Genomic DNA, 18,123 nt, shown 5'->3' with positions numbered 1-18,123 from the left:
AAAATAAAGTATAGAAAAGGGAGAAATATGAATACACTTTTTGAAAAAAAACTTGACGCCTTGGGATTGAAACTAAATGAAAAACAATATGAACAGTTTGATCGTTACTATGAGATGCTGGTAGAATGGAACAAAGTAATGAATCTTACTGGCATCACAGAATATGATGAGGTCAATGAAAAACATTTTGTGGACAGCCTGTCAATTGTAAAGATCGTTGATCTGAATCAGGTAAAAAAGGTAATTGATATTGGAACTGGAGCTGGATTTCCGGGACTCCCTTTGAAAATTGCATTTCCGGAACTGGAGGTTGTTCTGCTGGATTCTCTCAATAAGCGAATTCAGTTTTTAAATGCAGTGATCAAAGAGCTGGGATTGGATGGGATTTCTACGATACATGGAAGAGCAGAGGATTTTGCAAAAAAAGCCGAGTACAGAGAAAGTTTTGATCTTTGTGTTTCCAGAGCAGTAGCGAATCTTGCATCTCTGTCGGAATATTGTCTTCCTTATGTGAAAGTGGGAGGTAAATTTATTTCTTATAAATCCGGAGAGATAGATGAGGAAGTAAAAGAGTCAGAAAAGGCAGTATTTATACTGGGAGGAACGATTTCAGGTGTGATAAAGTTTACCCTGCCGGATACAGATATAAAGAGGTCTTTTGTTGTGGCTGAAAAGAAAAAACAGACGGCAAAAAAATATCCGCGAAAGGCTGGTATGCCGACAAAAGAGCCGTTAAAATAGTTTTTAAATAAAAGCCCGTATAAAAATGGAGATGTTTCATGTGAAACATCTCCATTTTTAAGTTCGTATTATTTCGGATCCAATAGAATCTCTACTTGTTCTGCAAAGACATTTGGGGCTTCCATCTGAGGAAGACGTTTTGTCTGAGATATGGAAATAATCTCGATAGATGGAAGAAATCTTTGGTACAGTTTTGCATCTGCCTCATACATTGGATTTCCGCCGCCATGAATAATAAACACGCTGTTTGTGATGGAAGGAAGAAAAGATGCCAGATTCACATTTACATAATTCCCTTTCATACTTGCAAACAAATGTCGAGAACGCATATATTCAGTGTGGGCTGCTTCATAAAAAGTATTTACGGTAATATCTTCGATGAGAGCAGGATTATAATAGTATTCAGTTTCAAAAAGAGATTCTATACGTTTTTTAGCAAATAAAATATTGTAGAGTAAAGTGCCAATCAACGGCAGATTAATAAAATGATATAATAACTTTGAACGTTTTGTAGGAACTTTTGCCAGGTCATGGAGATTCTGAGGATTTACAAAAATCATTTTATCTATTATTTCTCTTTCACCTGTGCAGGCCATCAAAGCCAGAGGAGCAGAATTCCCGGATGCTATTATATCGCAAGGTTCTCCTACGATGTTTTTGATAAAATCAGAAATCATCTGAACATAGAGGAAATTTGTATATGTCAGATTCGGTTTTTCTGAAGATCCACATCCAAGAAGATCGACAGTGTATACAGTGTGATTTTTTGATAATAGCGGAAGAACATTGTCCCACTCACAGGAAGAACTGACAGGAGACAGATCGTGGAGCAGAAGAAGAGGTTTTCCCGTGCCTTTTTTTACATAATGTATCTTTCCAAATCTCCAGTTATATTCATTTTCTCCGTTTTTGTGAAGCAGATTGTCAATAGTGGAAATATAAAATGTAAGTTTGTTGATGACATATATTGCTGCGGCTGACAGAGTTGCTAATATACCTAAAGTCCATAATTTTTTCTTCATAAATTACCATGCCAACTTTCTTTGTTATGTTTTACCCTAACATCATTATTATACTACAATAGCATAGCCAAGGAAAGAAAAGAAACAATAAATTTTCAGACATAATAATAGAAGGATTTGTTTTGTTTCACATGAAACATTTTCTAGATTCTGTATAGAAAAGGTGTTATAATAATGCCTATGAAAGAAAGGTGAGGTATAAATGGATAGAATTATCGCGGTTGCCAATCAGAAAGGCGGCGTAGGAAAGACAACAACTGCTATTAATCTGGCAGCATGTCTGGCAGCAAAAGGGAAAAAAATATTGGCGATCGATATGGATCCGCAGGGAAATATGACCAGCGGGTTGGGGGTGGAGAAAGATCAGCTAGAAGCAACAGTCTATGATCTTATTATCGGTTCCGCAGAAATAGAAGAAGTCCTTTGTAAAGACGTACTTGAAAACCTGGACGTCCTTCCAGCGAATATTAATCTGTCTGCCGCAGAGATTGAAATCATGGGTGTGGAAAATAAAGAGTACATCCTAAGAGGAGAAGTGGATAAGATAAAAGAAAACTATGATTTTGTTATTATCGACTGCCCACCGTCTTTGAATATGCTCACGATCAATGCCATGACGACTGCGGACAGTGTTCTTGTTCCAATACAGTGTGAGTACTATGCGCTGGAAGGTCTTAGTCAGCTGATTCATACAATTGAGCTTGTGCAGGATCGTCTCAATGACAAATTGAGAATGGAAGGTGTCGTATTTACGATGTATGATGCCAGAACTAATCTTTCCCTCCAGGTGGTGGAAAATGTCAAAGACAATCTGGAACAGACTATCTACAAAACAATTATTCCTAGAAATATCCGGCTGGCGGAAGCTCCAAGCTACGGAATGCCGATCAATCTTTATGATCCGAAATCCACAGGAGCAGAGAGTTACATGTTGTTGGCAGATGAAGTGATTCATAAAGGAGAGGAAGAATGACAGTAAAAAGAAGTGGATTAGGAAAAGGCCTCGGCAAAGGGTTGGACAGTTTGATTCCGGATAATAAAGGATCCAGGAAAAACAGTGCTGCCCAAAAAGAAAACAAAGAAGAAACCGTATCATCAGGTGAAAGAATGGTAAAAATCAACAAGGTAGAGCCTAACAGGGAACAGCCAAGAAAAAAATTTGAAGAAGACTCTCTGCTAGAACTGGCAGACTCCATAAAACAGTTTGGAGTGCTTCAGCCGCTTCTCGTACAGCAAAAAGATGGATATTTTGAAATTATTGCAGGGGAGAGAAGATGGCGCGCTGCTAAGCTGGCTGGGATCAAGGAGGTTCCGGTTATTGTCCGTGAGTACACAGACAAGGAAGTTGTGGAGATCGCTTTGATTGAAAATATTCAGAGAGAAAACCTAAATCCCATTGAAGAAGCTATGGCCTACAAGCGGTTGATGAAAGAGTTTCACATGAAACAGGATGAGATAGCCGAGAGGGTGGCAAAGAGCCGTACTGCGGTTACCAATTCCATACGTCTGTTGAAATTGGATGATAGAGTACAGCAGATGGTCATCGAGGATATGATTTCCACAGGACATGCAAGAACGTTGCTCGGGCTGGAAGACGGCGAAGAGCAGTATGCTATCGCGAACAAAGTATTTGATGAAAAGCTGAGTGTCCGAGAACTGGAAAAACTTATCAAGGAATTAAAAAATCCAAAAGAAAAGAAAGAAAAACAGTCCAGGGAAAATGATTTTATTTATCGGGATCTTGAGGAACGGATGAAGGGAATCATGGGGACAAAAGTCTGTGTAAACAGAAAAGCAAACGGAAGAGGAAAAATAGAAATAGAATACTATTCTGATGAAGAGCTGGAAAGATTATTTGAAATGATTATGAGCATAAAAGAAGGAGTCAGATAGTATGCAAAGCACGATCTTAGAGAGTATAGGAATCGATCCGTTTTATCTTTTTCTCGCGATGGCCATACTGATCGTCATTTTGTTTGTGATGGTAATCAGCCTTCACATGAAACATGCAAGATTAAAGAGAAGCTACAGTCTCTTTATGAGAGGAAAAGATGGAAAATCGCTGGAGGAAAATATACAGGGTCATCTGGAAAAGATGGAAGAAATAGAGATGCTCTCAGAGGAGAATCAGATTGAACTGAGAGTAATAAAAGAAAGGTTTACCGGAAGTTATCAGAAAACGGGAATGGTCAGATATGATGCCTTTCATGAAATGGGCGGAAATTTGAGCTTTGCTTTTTCCATGCTGGATGGGAATGATAATGGATGGATATTGAATGTGATGCACAGCAGAGAAGGGTGCTACATGTACATGAAAGAGATCGTCAGAGGTGAAAGTTATATGGAACTTTCAGACGAGGAGACAGAGGCTCTGGAACGTGCAATATATCAGGAAACATATGATCTGGAAAAAGTAAATTCATAAATAAAAGGAAGGAAAGAAAAATTATGTTAGATATCAAATTTGTCAGAAACAATCCGGATACAGTCAAAGAGAATATCAAAAAGAAATTCCAGGATGAGAAACTTCCTCTCGTAGATGAAGTCATCGAGCTGGATAAGAGAAACAGAGAAATCAAACAGGAAGTCGAAGCGCTGCGTGCAGATAAGAATAAGATTTCAAAACAGATCGGCGCATGTATGGCACAGGGAAAGAAAGAAGAAGCAGAAGAACTGAAAAAGCAGGTTGAGGCAAATGCGGGAAGAACAGCAGAACTGTCTCAGGAAGAAAAAGAAGTAGAAGAAAAGATCAAAAAGATCATGATGGTCATCCCGAATATTATAGATCCTTCTGTGCCGGTAGGAAAAGACGACAGTGAAAATGTGGAGCTGGAACGTTTCGGCGAGCCGGTTGTTCCGGATTACGAAATTCCGTATCACACAGAAATCATGGAAAAATTCAATGGAATCGATCTGGAAAGCGCTGGAAAAGTGGCAGGAAACGGTTTCTACTATTTGATGGGCGATATTGCAAGACTCCATTCCGCTGTGATCTCTTACGCGAGAGATTTTATGATCAACAGAGGATTCACTTACTGTGTGCCTCCGTTCATGATCCGCAGCAATGTAGTGACTGGGGTTATGAGCTTCGCTGAAATGGATGCGATGATGTACAAGATCGAAGGAGAAGATCTTTATCTTATCGGAACAAGTGAACATTCTATGATCGGAAAATTTATCGATACAATGCTTCCGGAGGAAACTCTTCCGAGAACACTCACAAGCTACTCTCCATGTTTCCGTAAGGAAAAAGGTGCTCACGGAATCGAGGAGAGAGGAGTGTACCGTATCCATCAGTTCGAAAAGCAGGAAATGATCGTGGTATGTAAACCGGAAGAAAGTATGGAATGGTATGAAAAACTCTGGAAGAATACAGTAGATTTCTTCCGCACACTGGATATTCCGGTCCGCACGTTAGAGTGCTGTTCAGGTGATCTCGCAGACTTGAAAGTAAAATCCTGCGATGTGGAAGCATGGTCTCCAAGACAGAAAAAATATTTTGAAGTGGGAAGCTGCTCCAACCTGGGCGACGCACAGGCAAGACGTCTTGGTATCCGTGTAAAAGGAAAAGACGGAAAATATTTTGCACACACATTAAATAACACAGTTGTTGCTCCGCCTAGAATGCTGATCGCATTTCTGGAAAACAATCTCCAGGCAGATGGCTCTGTGAGAATTCCGGAAGCATTGCAGCCATATATGGGCGGTATGAAGGAAATAAGATAATGCATATATATACAAAATCCATTGGATTCGGAGATTTCTCCGGATCCAAGATGAAAGAGATAGAACGGGAGACAAAATACGCATTTACCTCCCACGAAAGAAGAATCCTCGACCGGGATACCGATTACTGTGAATACAGAAAAAAATTCGGAGAACGTCTGGCCCTTGGACTCTATGGCACTGTAGATATGCATGAAGAGTTCGAACGCGACTACGCTGTACCGATTTTCGAAGGAAAAGGCGTTACTATGTATTCAGATATGACGGTGGAAAAACGTATGGACCGGGAAGCCTACACAGGAATCTGTGAGGATGCCAGGGTAGATATCTCTATCATCTTTTATATCCAGAATGCGATGGAATATCTCAGGGAAAAACAAAACGGAAATCTGAGAAGGAAGAAAATTTCCATCACACTGTCCGGCCTTGCACTGGAAGGAACCGTTTTGCTGCCTGTCATCAAAAATGAACAGAAGAAAAAACAGCAAAAAGAAGACTTCCGCAATCGGATGATGCTCCTGAGCGCGGCAAGAGAAGGAAACGAGGATGCTATCGAGACTCTGACATTAAATGATATGAATCTTTATCATCAGGTGTCCCAGAGAATTGAGAGGAAAGAAGATATTTTCAGCATCGTAGACACATACTTTATGCCAGCTGGCGTGGAATGTGACAGATACTCGATCATGGGAGAGATCATCGCTATGGATGTGGACGTCAACAACGTTACACAGGAAGAAATACTGATCCTCACGCTGAACGTCAATGAGATGATATTTGACGTCTGTGTGCCAAAGCATCGGGTTCTGGGAGAACCTGATGTAGGAAGAAGATTCCGTACGGAAATATGGCTTCAGGGTAGGATTAATTTCTAAAAATACTTCACAACACTCCCTATTTATGTTATAATAGGGAGTGTGTGAATTTTATATATTGTGTCCTCTTAGTAAAATGGATATTACGGATCCCTCCTAAGTGTTTGGTAAGCGAACACCTCATGGAAGCAGGGACAGGCAGATTTGAGTACAAATCGGATCTGGTACGGAAACGAATTGAACAGGAGTTGAACATGAAAAAGGTGTTCGCTTCACTGTCAAAGAAACAGAAAAAATTGTTGGTTACCAGTCATAAAAAATGGCTGTTACCATAGAATCGGTTATCTGACCGAGAGGCTGAAAACCCAGTGTTTAAGCCAAAAATCAGAGAATGTCTTCGTAGCTCAGCTGGATAGAGCACTCGCCTCCTAAGCGAGGGGTCAGAGGTTCAAATCCTCCCGGAGACGGCAAATATAAGCGGGAATTATTAGCTGGAACGGCTGAATAATTACCCGCTTATTTCATTTTCTGGAGAGAAAAAAGGATCTGTCAGGAATGAAATCTCAGCTAATACACCGACAAAAATCGGCGGCTCCAGCTAATAAATATGCTCTATGGCTAATACTTTTTTTCAGAGCGTTTAGCTAATATGAGTGCTTAGTTAGATGTCAGCCTGTGTTTTAGATAGTAAAAAAGAGAAAATGCTGGATAAACAGGCGGTACGTCATTACGGATTATCTGAACAAAGCTGATACAATATCAATTACATGGATATGTCAAACGAGAAGCTCGTTTGGATCGGATTTATAAAAATCTGATCTGAACGGGCTTTTTACGTATCAGAAGAAAGAAGGAGGAAGAATTGGAAGAAAAAGAGAAAGTCATTGAAATTGAGATTGAGAGGCTTCGTGATTTTAAGAAGCATCCATTTCAGGTCAGGGACGATAAAGAGATGTCGCTTCTAAAAGAAAGTATTCAAAATTACGGGATACTCAGTCCACTGATCGTTAGACCTGTCCTGGACGGTGTGTATGAGATTGTGGCAGGGCATAGAAGAAAATATGCGGCACAGCAGTTGGGATATCGTAAGCTGCCCGTAATCATCCGGGTGATGTCTGATGACGAGGCGATTATTTCCATGGTGGATTCTAATTTACAGCGGGAGCGGATCAGCTAAAGCGAAAAGGCATTTGCCTACATGATGAAAAATGAGGCAATGAAAAGAAAAGGCGGTCGAAAGCGTAGCCAAATTGACCACAAATTCAAAGGGAAAAAGACAGTCGAGATTATTGGAGAGGAAGGCGGTGACAGCCCTAAGCAGGTTCAGCGCTATATCAAGATTACAGAATTGATTCCGGAACTGCTCCAACAGTTGGATGATGAAATGATCGGATTTAATCCTGCTGTAGAGATCGCCTCTCTGAAGAAGGAAGAGCAAAAACAGCTTCTCGACGCTATGGATTATGCACAGTCTACGCCTTCACTGTCACAAGCGCAGCGGATGAAAAGGTTAAGCAAAGAAGGAAAGCTCACAAAAGAAAAGATGGAAGATATTATGAGTGAGATTAAGAAGGGAGAAATCTCCAGAGTGATTTTTACAAATGAACAGCTTCACCGATATTTCCCATCCAGTTATACACCGGAGAAAATGAAACGGGAAATCCTGGCGATATTAAAACTCTGGGCAGAACAATACTGGGAACAGTAATTTTGGAGGGAAAAATATGAATGAATATGATTATACAGGAGATAAAACAAAGAATTACTTTACTGCATATCTGCAGAAATGTATCCGGTGGAAGATGTGGAATTATCTGAAGAAAAAAGAAAAGATTGGCAGAACGGAAAGACCTTTAGAAGAATCTTTAGAGGATTTTAGTTCTTCAATAGACGAAATGCTGGAATTGCGTTATAAAGAAGCCATTCTTTCAAGAGAATAGGAAGGACGATATCCAGTATGGAATGAATTATCAGATCAAAGGCTTACAAAAGCCCTACTGATGCTTCGGGAGGATGAAAGGTGTTTCATTTATCAACATGTTTTTTAGGAAAGAACTTTTAAAGAGATAAGCTGCCTAAACGGAGTTAAAGAAGATAAAGTAAAAAGTATCTACTATTATGCTATTCATAAAATCCGTAAATGGATGGGAGGTGACTGATGATGGAATTTGAAAGGGTTATATTTAGAGCCAAGCAAGGAGATGAGAAGGCCATAGAACAGATATTGGAGATGTTTCGCCCAATGTTAATCAGAAATGCTTTAATATGGGGAGTATTTGATGAAGATCTATATCAAGAGTTTGTGATAGAAACATTAAAATGTATACAGCGCTTTAAACAATAGAAGTAGTGGGATGAGAGATAAAAAGACACTATGAGCGAAATTAAGGACAAAATAGGATACCCTTCTTGTTAAACTGCTGATTTTATTGTAAAAATAAAGAAACTTGATTGTAAAATTTTTATAAAAGGAGATTGACGAGATGAGCACAAAAAGAATGAAGAAGATTGTGGCAGCTGCCATTGTAACAGCAACTGTATGCGGAATGATGGCGGGATGTACGTCGAAAGAAGAAAAAATTGAAGTGAATGCGTCCACTTCTCCATACGAAGATATGGTGGATTATTTTGAGCAGGAAGGACTCATTTTGGAGGACTGCGAACCGGTAGATATCAATGAAACACCAGGATATCTCACAGACAATACGAATGGACAGTTTACTGAGACGAAAGTGGCGGATAAAGCATATGATTATGATGGACTCTGGCTGTTCTGGTGGGATCCGGAAAACAAGACGGATCTATATGAAAACTATGAGTCTATGGCTGCCAACCAAGGAACGATAGTCCTTGCCGGAGGCGCTGCGGTCCTTGAGACGGAAGCGGTAAACGGAGCTTACGCAATTGCATTTTCAGAGGATTATGAAAAGAAACAGGATGCGGTTAAAGTGTTTGAAATGATAGAAAACGAATAACAGTTCAATGTGATTTGCACTATTTATATTCTAGTACCAATGCTCTGAAATTAAGAAAAGGTAGGGAAACAATATGGAACGGGTTTTTGGAAAAGACAGGGGCAGCATGGGACGCTTCTTCCGCATGCTGCAGAAGGCAAGACTTCCTTATCTGTGGATTCTTGCATATATTGCCATTACAGCTCTTCTTAGCAATGTAGGAATCAGCGTAACGGAATACACGGCCGAATTATTTGCCGGGAATGTGAATTTTGGTACCGTGATTCTTCCGTTTTTGGCTTTTACATTACTATCCCAGCTGATCGGTTCGGTTAGTAAGATTATGAGTAACTTGTGTGTTGCGCGGATTGACCGTAATATCAGGAAAATGATCTGGAGGAAGGCCGTCAGGCTGCCGCTTCGATATTACGAAAAAAATAAGCCGAAAGAAATGATTTCCCGTATTACAACAGATATCACAGCGATCAGTCAGCTTATCATGCAGGTATTTGTTGCAATTCTCACTTCCACGTACACACTGGTTATTACTCTGGGAAAAATCGGATCCTACGACCAGAAGCTGATGATTGCTCTGATCGCGGTTCTTCCGCTGAATTTAGTCATTGCATTTGTCATGGGAAAGATGAAATTCGGAGTATTGGATTTGGTAAATCAAAAAAATGCAGAGTTGACACAGACGATTGCAGAAAAAACCAATAATCTTCTTCTCATCAAATCTTACGGAAAAGAAGAAAAAGAACTTCAGACAGGGCGGGAGAAAATGAAAGGGCTCTATAAGAGTTCGATTTTGAATGCATGGCTGGGATTCGCAACTCCAATGTATGCATTGGTGGGAGCTATGCAGTTTATTGTGATCGTGATGGTAGGCCGAAGCTTTTATTCATCCGGTGCGTTGACCCTTACCCAATGGATCGCCTATTATGGATTTGCGGTGAATATCGTTAATCAGCTCAGCACGTACTGTGGATATTGGACAACCTTCAAGGGTTCCCAGGGAGCGACCAGAAGAGTAGCCCGGATTATGGAAGAAGTGGAAGAAGATATAGAGGACGGCGAGCATGTAGAGCATCTATGCGGCGACATTGAATTAAGAGAGGTTGATTTCTCTTATGAGGATAAACTTGTATTCGATAAACTCAATCTGAAGATTCCATCGGGGCGCGTTACGGCGCTTATCGGACCGTCGGGAAGCGGAAAGACGACGCTTCTGAATCTGGTGGAGCGTATGTATCCGGTTTCGGGAGGTAAGATTTTATTTGGGGGCGAAGATACCGCGCGGTATTCGCTCAAGAGCTTCCGAAGCGAGATCTCATACGTAACACAGGAAAGTACATTGTTTGCAGGAACGCTCCGCGACAATATCCTGTTCGGAATTAAGAGAGAAGTCACGGATGAAGAACTGGAAAAAGCATGTACGGACGCAGAAATCATGGATTTTATCAGGGAACAGCCGGAGGGCTTCCAGACGGATGTAGGCGAGCAGGGCGACAAACTTTCCGGCGGACAGAAACAGCGGATTGCTTTTGCGAGGGCGCTTCTAAAACAATCGGATTATCTGTTTATGGATGAGGCGACCGCGGCTATGGACATCCGGGGAAAAGATCAGGTATGGAAGAGTGTGAAACGGCATATGGAAGGTAAAACCGTGCTTATGGTTGCCCACGACAGACAGACCGTACAGAAAGCAGATTATATCATAGTAATGCATAACGGAAGGATTATCTGTCAGGGAGAACCGGAGGAAGTATATGCCGAGAATACATATTACCGAGAATTAATAGGAAGTGAGGGACAGGGCAGATGAAAAACAACAAACATGTAATATCGTTTTTTCTGAACTTTTACAGAAGGCTTTCGATCCCCTGGTGGCTCTACCTGATTGCATTCGGAAGCGGCGTGGTTTATGCCGAGATCGGAATGAGAGTATCGGAGTATCTGGTCCGTGTGAACAAGGGGGAACTATATAATTCTGTTATTTTAGGCTATGTGTTTTTTACGATTTTTAATGCGTTGCTGGGATTTTTGCGGCCGCTTGTGCAAGAGTATGCCAATCAAAAAGTGATCCTGCGGGTAAGGCTTTCGATGTGGAGGAAGATCCTGCATCTTCCGATGGATCAGTTCGGAAAGGAACAGCCGTCCTCGCTGGTGTCGGCCGTTACGAACGACGTAACTCAGGCAACTCTGGTGATCAGCGGAATATTCTCAGGAGCTGCGTCGTTATTCGGATTTGTCCGCGCCTGTATGATCTTGTATCAATACAATTCGCCTCTCGCAGCATACCTTTTGATCTGCATACCGGTTGCGGTGGCAATGTTTATCATCGTCGGCAAGCTGCAGTTTACCATAATGAAAAAGCGCTATGCGGCGTTGAATGAAATGACCACATTTTTCTCCGAACACCTGTCGGCCGGGAAATATGTAAAAGCGCAGGTAATGGAAGAAAAAGAGCTGGAAAGCGGATATGCGGCAATTGATTCACGGTATAAGGCAGATATATACTATGCTTTCATGGAGCAGATTCAGGTTCTGACCAATTCCCTCTACTCCCTTCTTACGACTGTCGTAATAGCAGTGGGCGGTTCCAGATTGATTAACGCCGGGAAAATGGAAGCCACAGGGATTAATATGTTCAGCACCTATATGACGCAGGTGAATCTCTATATGGCGGAGCTTTTGACGGTGTGGCAGAACGTGATGGGCTCGAAAGGCGCGCTTGTCCATGTCGGGGATATTCTTGATATGGAAGAGGAGCATACGGAAAAAGGCAATTCCTGGACAGAATCCGAGAACAGAGATATTGTGTTCAAAAACGTGAACTTTGGATATGGGAGCGAAAAAGAAATCCTTCACGACTTTTCCGTTTGCATTCCGGGAGGAAAGACGACGGCTGTGATCGGTGATAACGGTTCCGGAAAATCTACGGTCATGAAACTGATACAGGGATTCTACCAGCCTGATTCGGGAGAAATATGGGTTGGAGGAAACAGGATAAGCGAAACGAGTCCCCGGGAATGTCATAAAAAATTTGGCTATGTACTCCAGAACAATCCGCTGATGTCAGGTACAATCCGGGATAACATTCTGTATGGTGCAGAGGGAGAAACGACGGAGAAAGAGATGAAAAAAGCAGCGGAAGAAGCCAGAGCGGATTCTTTTATAGATGCGCTTCCCAACGGATATGATACAACTCTTGGAGAGGCAGGAAACCGTTTGTCAAGCGGTCAGAAACAGAGAATAGCCATTGCCAGGGCATTGATTGCGAAGCCGGATTATCTGATTCTTGACGAGGCAGGGGCGAGTCTGGATCATGACACGTATATGAAAATCTATCATAGTATCAGGAAAAAGATGGAAGGCAATACGATTGTTTTCATTGCCCATGATATGCGCGAGATTGCAGAAGCAGACTATCTGGTTGTTATGTGTCACGGACGCCTTGAAGCTTGCGGAACCCATGAAGAAGTACTTGCCGTAAGCAGGACTTATCAGGAATATCTGCAGTCTGCTGAGGCATCTTAAAAGAAAGAAGGAATGATTATGAAAAAATTTACGATTGTGTCTTCCCTGCTTTTCGTATTACTGTTTTGTGGGATGGTAGGATATGTGGCGTCGTCTAAAGACTTTATGCCTCCAAAAGAGGAAGAAGCGGCTGTGCCTGAAGAAGAGGATAAAGAAATGCCTGTCTGGAATAAGACAGTGGATGAACTTGTCTCATTTCTGGAGGAGAAGGGGCTGATCCATGCGGACACGAAAGTGACGCTTAGTGCGGAAGGCCTGTGTACGCTCGCGCTAAAGTATGACGGAGCCGAAATATACTGGTGGGATCTGGAAAATCTGGATCCGGAATCTGACGAGTATCAGGCATATGAGAGTCTCAGGACAAAAGGCGAAATCAATTTATATGGAGCCGGTACGATTATTATGCCGAAGAAAAATGGTCCTTTTGCACTTTTATTAACCTATTATGAAGGCGATGTGCAGGCGTTAGAAAAAGCGTTTGCAGAATTTGGTCAGGAGAATTGATTGATGAAAATGAAGCTTGTTTTGGTAGAAAGTGATGAAACATTGTGTACAGAACTGAAAGAATTACTGACGTTTTATAATGTATTTGACATTGTGCATACCTTTGACGGAATCAATGAAGCCAATAAATATATCTGTCTGAACGATGTGGACGCGGTGTTTATCAACATAAAAACAGGAAATCCAAGATATAGCGGGGACGGCTCCTTTTTGGCATACAATCTGTCCCAGATAAAGCCGGATGTCTTGGTGGTGTTGTATTCAGAAGAAAAGTTAGAGGCAGGGCAGGTATTTGACTGCTGCTGCGATGAATATTTTCGGCTTCCGTTCGATAACCGTGTGCTTCAGCGTGTGGTTAAGCGGCTGCAGTATTTGTTTGAGCTGCTCCAATACAAACGGTTATCTGTGAACCGTTCTATGATGATCAAGACGAGAAACGGATATCAGCTCGTGAATATTGATAAGGTTCTTTTTATCGAACGGACGGAAAGAAAGAACAAGATGGTGATGGTGGACGGAAAAGAGATGGTCCTTGCCGGATATTCCATGAATGAATTGGAACAGATTCTGGAAGGTTATAATTTTTACCGGTGCTATCAGTCATTTATCGTGAATCTTTCCAAAGTATCTTATGTTCGGGCGGATAATGAATCGAAAAATTTTGCGCTGATTTTCGACGGATATGCAGGGGAAGTTATGGTGAGCCGGGATAAATATACGGAAGTACTGCAGCTTCTGAAAAGTAAATATGCGAAGCTTACGCTTTAGGAGGAGAAAGATGAAGTCAAAAGTTTTATCGTTTATCGAATATGATCAGGTGGATATCAGTATGTACAAGAAAGTATTCAAGCTTGATGAGAAGGCGTACAAGAAAGAAATAGATTTTATAAAAAACAAGAACAGCACATGGGAAGAAGCGGGGGAAGTTACGGACGGAGCACTTATTGTATGCGATATGGAATCGGCAAATCCGTTTTTTAACAGAGAGAACGTGAAAATTATGGTAGGACAGGGGTTCTTTCACAAGAAGCTGGAAACGATGTGCATCGGGCTGAAAAAAGGGACGGCCGGTGAGCTGGACGTCGACGGAGAGAAAGTGACTGTAACGGTTCGTTCCATTCAGCAAAAAAAGATTCCTGTGATCACGGACGGGATGATAGAAACTCTTGGAATTGAAGGAGTGAGCAATATAGAACAATATGAGGCTCGTCTGATCCGGGAACAGAAAAAGAAGATTGCAAAAAACGAGGGATACGAAGCAGTCCAATATGTGATAGACAAAGTTTTTGAGGCCAGTACGTTTGATCTTAAGAAGGCGGACTGGAAAGAAATGACAGATCATGAAATTAAGAGATTGAAGACAATTTCCAAAGAACAGGGGTTGAATCTGGAAACCATGACACCAGAGGAATTTGAAGGAAAGATGCCGTTCTCAAGCTATTATGAATTATTCGCAAGCGTGCAGAACGATTCATGGGACAGACTCTGCGGCTACCTTCTGGGGCGGGAATACGCAGAAAAAAGCGGCGTTGGATATACGATGGAGCAATACCGGGACGATATAGATGAGTACGTGAAATTCTGGCATGAAACGAAAGAAAATGCAGAAAAAATCAATACTTATGAATATTCGGAAATTTTATTTTATGTAAATTATTATTACAATAAGGTAAAAGAATATGTGACAGAGAATTTTTTTAAGGAGGAAAAGTAGATGGCAATTCAATATGCGGATAATGAGAGTTTTAAGGAACAGATTAAGGAAGGATTTGTGATCGTGGATTTCTTTTCCACAACGTGCGTACCCTGTAAAGCCTTTTCACGTATTTTAGAAGAGTTAGACGCGGAACTTCCGTTTATCCATATCGTCAAAGTGAATACTACAGATTATCCGAAGCTTGCCAAAGAGAATCGTATTTTTGCTGTTCCAACCGTTCAATTCTACAAAGACGGTGAAAAGAAGTATGAAAACGTAGGTGTGATGGAAGTGGAAGAGATAAAAAAGAAGATCACAGAATTCATGTATTAAGAGGGAATGGATATGGAAATCGGGGAAAAAATCTATGGATTTGAAGTTAAAGAAAAGAAGTATGTGCGGGAGGTTGAGGGAGATATTATTCAGATGGAGCACCTGTCAACCGGGGCGCAGGTTATCGTCATAGACAATCAGGACGTTAAAAAGAGCTTTTTGATTGGATTTCGGACCATACCAAAGGACAGCACGGGAGTTTTTCATATTCTGGAGCATTCTGTGCTGAACGGTTCCCGCAAATATCCGGATAAAGATACGTTCGTCAATCTGATGAAACATTCCATGGCAGAATTCGTAAATGCAATTACGTATCCGGATCATACAGTATATCCCTTTTGTACAGAGAATGAAAAGGATTTTATGAATCTGATGGACGTTTATCTAAACGCGGTATTTTGTCCGAATGTTCTTACGGATAAAGAGATCTTTGAACAGGAGGGCTGGCATTTTCAGTGTGAAGACGGAAAAGCTCCGGAGATTAACGGCGTTGTCTATAATGAGATGAAGGGTGTTTTCTCATCCCTGGACAGCATATTAGAGGATGAAATGTTTAAGGCAATGTTTCCGGAAACGGCTTATCGTTTTGTATCCGGAGGATTTCCGGATACGATTCCTGCTCTATCTTATGAGGAATTTCTGGAATATTACAGGACGTTTTATAATGCGTCCAACTGCTGTATTGTTCTATATGGAAGAATGAATACGGAACAACTGTTTGAGTATATTGATAAAGTTTATCTGGGAAAAATGAAACGCTCAGAACCTGCGAAGCCGGTCATGAGACAGAAACCTGTAAAGGGAATCCGAAAAAAGCTGTATGACAAGGATAAGTTCGGTGATCAGGGGGTGTTTGCGTCATGCACCTATAGTCTGGGAGATTTTGACAACCGGGAACGTATGAATGCAGTCTATATCCTTATGCAGGCGATTATGGGGGAAGACGAAGCACCGATGAAAAAAGGGCTTATTCAGAGTCTTGGAATCCCGGAAATTCAGTATTTTATTATGGATGGTATCAGACAACCCTATCTTGCCATTAAAATAAAGAATACGGACAAAGAAACTGCCGGCCAGTTGAAAACGGTTATCACAGAACAGGCGGACAGACTTTGCAGAGAAGGAATCAAAGAAGAAGTATTGATTTCGGCAATTAACCGTCTGGAATTTTGGATGAGGGAAAAAGGCGGAAACCAGCCGGAGGGAATAGAATGTGTACTGGATATTGCCGGAGGATGGGCACAGGGAACCGGACCTTGCGAGATGATAGAATTTGAAGAAACATACAGAAAGATGAGGACCCTTGTAAAGGAAAGATACTTTGAAGCACTTCTAAGAGAAACCTTCCTGGAAAATGATTATGAGGCAGAGGTTTTTCTGGAACCTCTTGAAAAGGTCGAAGAGAAGAAGCAAAAAGAAGAGACAGAAGATCTGCCGGCGCTGTCTGTGGATGACCTGTTTCAAAAGAAAGAGGAGCCGCTTACAAGGGTAGAGGAAGAGGAGGGGATTACATATCTGAAGCAGGAGATCCCTTCAAAAGGAGTGGCATATCAAAGCTGCTATTTTGATATCAGTGAGCTGGAACCGGAGAAAGTTCCTTATGCGAAGCTGTTTTCCGAACTTCTGGGCAGTCTTCCTACGAGAACGCACAGCCTGGAAGAATTAGTGATTGAGAAGAACATGTGGCTTGGAAATGCAAGGGCTTATCTGGAAGCGTACACCAATGCAGATGATATCCGGCATGTCAGGCTTAAATTTGTGATGGATATCAGCTGTCTGGAACAGAATCTTCCAAGAGCGGTAAAACTGGGGGAAGAGCTGTTGTATGATACCATTCTGGAGCAACCGGAGATCATTCTGAAAAGGATCAGGCAGAGCCGGATGGAACTGGAGAGGGGATTTGTTACCAGCGGAAACAGTTATGCCGCCGGCCGCGCGGCCGCGCACTATATGCCGGAAGGAGCGGCAAGGGAACGCTGTAACGGAATTCTCTATTATCAGTTCTTAGGAAAGCTTCTGAAGAACTTTGACGCGGATCAGGGGCAGATTATCCGGGAACTTAAGGAGATTCAGGAGAAGCTTTGCCGTAAGTCCGATCTGGTGATGAGTTTTACAGGCACAGAGAAAGCTTACGCCGATTTCCGCCAGTTGACCGCAGCTTCCAGGTTCTGCGGCAGTGCAAGGGAAAGGGAGCCCGGATGGTATCAGGACAATTTGCTTCCAGGGAAATCAGAGGCATTTATCATTCCGTCAGAGGTATCCTATGTTGCGCTTGGAGGAATCGGAGAATATACCGGTGAGGATTATCTTCTTGGCAGAATGGTGAGCTTCGATTATCTGTGGGCAAAGATCCGCGCTGAAGGAGGGGCTTACGGCTGCCAGATGTCTGTATTCCCCAATCAAAGCTGGACCATGAGTTCCTATCGAGATCCGAACGTAAAAAGGACGATAGAAGCCTTCCGCAGTGCTTCAAGGTGGCTGAAAGATCTTGAATTAGGAGAGCAGGAGCTTCTGAATTATAAGATTGGCGCAGTTGCCGGATATGACCGGACTCCCAAAACATATGTACAGGCAAAACGAATGGATTCCTGGTATCTGCGGCAGGAAGAGCCGCAGGTCAGGGCAAAGGTCAGGGAAGGGTTGTTAAAGGCGTCGGAAGAAGACTTGAAAAACAGGCGTCAGGCAATGGAGCGCTTTGCAGGAGAGGGAACCGTCTGCGTTCTTGGAAACAGAGCGAGGATCGAAGAGGCGGCCGGCCAATTTGATAATGTAACGGTACTGATGGAGTAAAT

General features: G+C 42.0%; 17 protein-coding genes, 1 tRNA gene and 1 pseudogene. 18 read left to right on the top strand and 1 reads right to left on the bottom strand.

Translation table 11 applies throughout. The annotated features are described in order from the left end of the window. Positions 1-27 precede the first annotated feature (27 nt). Positions 28-741: a 16S rRNA (guanine(527)-N(7))-methyltransferase RsmG gene (gene rsmG, locus ACLROL_RS06215; protein ID WP_413067496.1), complete on the top strand. Its 714-nt coding sequence runs from the start codon at positions 28-30 to the stop codon at positions 739-741. 68 nt (positions 742-809) lie between these two features. Here rsmG and ACLROL_RS06210 read toward each other — a convergent pair whose 3' ends face one another. Then, complete coding sequence (locus ACLROL_RS06210) at positions 810-1,763, bottom strand: alpha/beta fold hydrolase (protein ID WP_288722680.1); 954 nt, start codon at positions 1,761-1,763, stop codon at positions 810-812. Between the two features lie 202 nt (positions 1,764-1,965). Here ACLROL_RS06210 and ACLROL_RS06205 point away from each other — a divergent pair, with 202 nt between their 5' ends. The 17 genes and pseudogenes from ACLROL_RS06205 (at position 1,966) to ACLROL_RS06125 (ending at position 18,121) form a co-directional block, all read left to right on the top strand. Continuing rightward, positions 1,966-2,736 carry a ParA family protein gene (locus ACLROL_RS06205; protein WP_288722681.1) on the top strand — a complete coding sequence of 257 codons (771 nt, stop codon included), beginning with the start codon at positions 1,966-1,968 and terminating at the stop codon, positions 2,734-2,736. After that, on the top strand, positions 2,733-3,656 hold the full coding sequence (locus ACLROL_RS06200; protein WP_087212710.1) for a ParB/RepB/Spo0J family partition protein: 924 nt from the start codon (positions 2,733-2,735) through the stop codon (positions 3,654-3,656). The genes ACLROL_RS06205 and ACLROL_RS06200 overlap by 4 nt, the downstream gene beginning before the upstream one ends. A gap of 1 nt (position 3,657) precedes the next feature. Then, the gene (locus ACLROL_RS06195) at positions 3,658-4,188 is read left to right on the top strand and encodes a DUF4446 family protein (protein ID WP_087202147.1); all 531 of its coding nucleotides are present in this window, start codon (positions 3,658-3,660) and stop codon (positions 4,186-4,188) included. Between the two features lie 23 nt (positions 4,189-4,211). Beyond that, a complete protein-coding gene (gene serS, locus ACLROL_RS06190; protein ID WP_221919689.1) occupies positions 4,212-5,489 on the top strand; it encodes a serine--tRNA ligase in 1,278 nt (425 codons plus the stop codon). After that, positions 5,489-6,364 carry a DUF3881 family protein gene (locus tag ACLROL_RS06185; RefSeq protein WP_087202151.1) on the top strand — a complete coding sequence of 292 codons (876 nt, stop codon included), beginning with the start codon at positions 5,489-5,491 and terminating at the stop codon, positions 6,362-6,364. The genes serS and ACLROL_RS06185 overlap by 1 nt, the downstream gene beginning before the upstream one ends. A 333-nt stretch (positions 6,365-6,697) precedes the next feature. Further along, positions 6,698-6,771: transfer RNA gene (locus ACLROL_RS06180), tRNA-Arg, on the top strand. A gap of 371 nt (positions 6,772-7,142) precedes the next feature. Further along, a pseudogene (locus ACLROL_RS06175) lies at positions 7,143-8,012 on the top strand (ParB/RepB/Spo0J family partition protein). A gap of 16 nt (positions 8,013-8,028) precedes the next feature. Continuing rightward, complete coding sequence (locus ACLROL_RS06170; RefSeq protein WP_413067495.1) at positions 8,029-8,244, top strand: hypothetical protein; 216 nt, start codon at positions 8,029-8,031, stop codon at positions 8,242-8,244. Positions 8,245-8,462: 218 nt separating this feature from the next. Further along, positions 8,463-8,648, top strand: coding sequence for a helix-turn-helix domain-containing protein (locus ACLROL_RS06165; protein ID WP_413067494.1), 186 nt, complete (start codon positions 8,463-8,465; stop codon positions 8,646-8,648). Between the two features lie 139 nt (positions 8,649-8,787). Beyond that, a complete protein-coding gene (locus ACLROL_RS06160) occupies positions 8,788-9,279 on the top strand; it encodes a hypothetical protein (protein ID WP_413067493.1) in 492 nt (163 codons plus the stop codon). A 73-nt stretch (positions 9,280-9,352) separates the two neighbouring features. Beyond that, positions 9,353-11,083 carry an ABC transporter ATP-binding protein gene (locus tag ACLROL_RS06155; protein ID WP_413067492.1) on the top strand — a complete coding sequence of 577 codons (1,731 nt, stop codon included), beginning with the start codon at positions 9,353-9,355 and terminating at the stop codon, positions 11,081-11,083. Beyond that, the gene (locus tag ACLROL_RS06150) at positions 11,080-12,798 is read left to right on the top strand and encodes an ABC transporter ATP-binding protein (RefSeq protein ID WP_413067491.1); all 1,719 of its coding nucleotides are present in this window, start codon (positions 11,080-11,082) and stop codon (positions 12,796-12,798) included. Before ACLROL_RS06155 ends, ACLROL_RS06150 begins: the two co-directional genes overlap by 4 nt. Before the next feature lie 18 nt (positions 12,799-12,816). Then, on the top strand, positions 12,817-13,302 hold the full coding sequence (locus ACLROL_RS06145) for a hypothetical protein (protein WP_413067490.1): 486 nt from the start codon (positions 12,817-12,819) through the stop codon (positions 13,300-13,302). 3 nt (positions 13,303-13,305) lie between these two features. Continuing rightward, entirely contained in the window at positions 13,306-14,070 is a 765-nt protein-coding gene (locus tag ACLROL_RS06140; protein WP_413067489.1) for a LytR/AlgR family response regulator transcription factor, read from the top strand. Between the two features lie 10 nt (positions 14,071-14,080). After that, the gene (locus ACLROL_RS06135; RefSeq protein WP_413067488.1) at positions 14,081-15,016 is read left to right on the top strand and encodes a hypothetical protein; all 936 of its coding nucleotides are present in this window, start codon (positions 14,081-14,083) and stop codon (positions 15,014-15,016) included. After that, on the top strand, positions 15,017-15,331 hold the full coding sequence (locus tag ACLROL_RS06130) for a thioredoxin family protein (RefSeq protein WP_413067487.1): 315 nt from the start codon (positions 15,017-15,019) through the stop codon (positions 15,329-15,331). Between the two features lie 12 nt (positions 15,332-15,343). Next, positions 15,344-18,121 carry an insulinase family protein gene (locus ACLROL_RS06125; RefSeq protein ID WP_413067486.1) on the top strand — a complete coding sequence of 926 codons (2,778 nt, stop codon included), beginning with the start codon at positions 15,344-15,346 and terminating at the stop codon, positions 18,119-18,121. The last annotated feature ends 2 nt before the right edge of the window (positions 18,122-18,123 follow it).

Source organism: Sellimonas sp. (assembly GCF_047234585.1).
Lineage (GTDB): Bacteria > Bacillota > Clostridia > Lachnospirales > Lachnospiraceae > Sellimonas > Sellimonas caecigallum.
This window is presented reverse-complemented; position numbering and strand designations above follow the sequence as displayed.